This is a genomic window from Brevundimonas sp. (assembly GCF_032107865.1).
Taxonomy (GTDB): Bacteria; Pseudomonadota; Alphaproteobacteria; order Caulobacterales; family Caulobacteraceae; genus Brevundimonas.
Genome location: NZ_DAMCNG010000279.1, coordinates 1 through 1,835, shown reverse-complemented (window position 1 = coordinate 1,835; position 1,835 = coordinate 1). Strand labels below are relative to the sequence as shown.

Sequence of the window (1,835 nt, the reverse complement as noted above, 5' to 3'; positions counted from 1 at the left end):
GAGAGGGCTTGAGCCTCCAAGAGCCGAAGGCGATTGGAACAGGCGAAAGGGTGAGGGGCTTGTCCCGTCCGTCGGCGCAAGCCGTCGCGCGAACCCATCAACCGCGAACCCTCACCCTTTCGCGCCAGAACGATCGCTACGCTCTCGTGCGCTCAAGCCCTCTCCCAACAGGAGAGGGTTTTTGCTGCCCCCGTGACGCCGCGCTCCTCAGCCCCTATCTAGCGTGCATGAGCACCGTCGCCTCCCCCTCCCCCATCCTCGACGCCGCAGGCGTAGCCCCGGACGAGGCCCTGTCGATCCTGCAGACCGCCCTGGCGGGCGCCGACGACGGGGAGTTGTTCCTCGAAAAGACCGAGAGCGAATCCCTGGTCTTCGACGACGGACGGCTGAAGGGCGCCTCCTACGATGCCGTCGAGGGCTTCGGCCTGCGCGTCGTGGCGGGCGAGACGGCCGGTTACGCCCACGCCAATGAAATCTCCGCCGCCGCCATCCGCCGCGCCGCCGACAGCGCTGCGCTCGCCAAACGCGGCTATGACGGAACGGCCGCCGAGGCGCCGCGCGACACCAACCAGCGCCTCTATGATCCGGTCGATCCGCTGCTGGCCCCGGCCTTCTCGGACAAGATCGCCCTGCTGGCCGAGATCGACGCCTGGGCCCGCGCCCGCGATCCGCGCGTGGTGCAGGTCTCGGCCTCCCTGGTCGGCGAACGGCGCGCCATCGACATCCTGCGCGGCGACGGGCGGCTGCTCAGCGACCTGCGCCCGCTGGTGCGGCTGAACGTCTCCGTCACCGTCGAGAAGGACGGCAGGCGCGAGAGCGCCTCGTCCGGCGCGGGCGGCCGCGCGGGCTTTGAAGAATGGGTCGCCCCAGAACGCTGGCAGGCCCAGGTGGACGAAGCCCTGCGTCAGGCCCTGGTCAATCTGGAGGCCGTCGACTGCCCGGCGGGCGAGATGGACGTGGTGCTGGGCGCGGGCTGGCCCGGCGTGCTGCTGCACGAAGCGGTCGGTCACGGTTTCGAGGGCGACTTCCACCGCAAGGGCTCGTCGGTGTTCAGCGGCATGATGGGCAAGCGCGTCGCCGCGCCGGGCGTGACGGTCGTGGACGACGGCTCCATCGCCGGGCGCCGCGGCTCCCTGTCGTTCGACGACGAGGGCACCCCGACCTCGCGCACCGTGTTGATCGAGGACGGCGTCATGGTCGGCCTGATGCACGACCGGCTGTCGGCGCGTCAGTTGGGGGCGAACGCCACCGGCAACGGACGGCGCCAGTCCTTCGCCCACACGCCCATGCCGCGCATGACCAACACCTTCATGGAAGGCGGCAGGGATTCGCAGGCCGACATGATCGCCTCGACCAAGCGCGGCCTCTACGCCGCCAACTTCGGCGGCGGTCAGGTGGACATCACCAACGGCAAGTTCGTCTTCCAGTGCACCGAGGCCTATCTGATTGAGGACGGCAAGATCACGGCGCCGGTGCGCGGCGCCACCCTGATCGGCGACGGCGCCACGGCCCTGACCCAGATCCAGATGATCGGCGACGACTTCGCCTTCGACCCCGGCGTCGGCACCTGCGGCAAGGCCGGGCAAGGCGTCCCCGTCGGCATCGGCCAGCCCAGCCTCAAGATCGGCGGGCTGACCGTGGGCGGCACGGCGGTCTAAGCAACCCACTCCCGGCGGGAGAGGGAAGTCGCCAACGCCTCCGCCGCGCGATCCAGATCGCTCTCGGCCCCGCCCCCCATCACGATCTCGCCCAGGTCGCGCCCGCCCGCCGACGCCCGGCGATAGGCCGGGTCGTAGTGGTCGCGCATCAGGGCCGTCGCCAGGGCGCGCAGGTCG

1 protein-coding gene and 1 pseudogene are annotated in these 1,835 nt (G+C 70.7%); one reads left to right on the top strand and one right to left on the bottom strand.

The features are described 5' to 3' along the window. Nucleotides 1-227: 227 nt before the first annotated feature. Nucleotides 228-1,658 carry a metalloprotease TldD gene (gene tldD / locus RT567_RS15470; RefSeq protein ID WP_313577124.1) on the top strand — a complete coding sequence of 477 codons (1,431 nt, stop codon included), beginning with the start codon at nucleotides 228-230 and terminating at the stop codon, nucleotides 1,656-1,658. On the opposite strand, the pseudogene RT567_RS15465 reads toward tldD, so the two are convergent. After that, nucleotides 1,655-1,835, bottom strand: a pseudogene (locus RT567_RS15465) (tRNA 2-selenouridine(34) synthase MnmH); the annotation flags it as partial. The gene tldD and the pseudogene RT567_RS15465 sit on opposite strands and share 4 nt — an antisense overlap.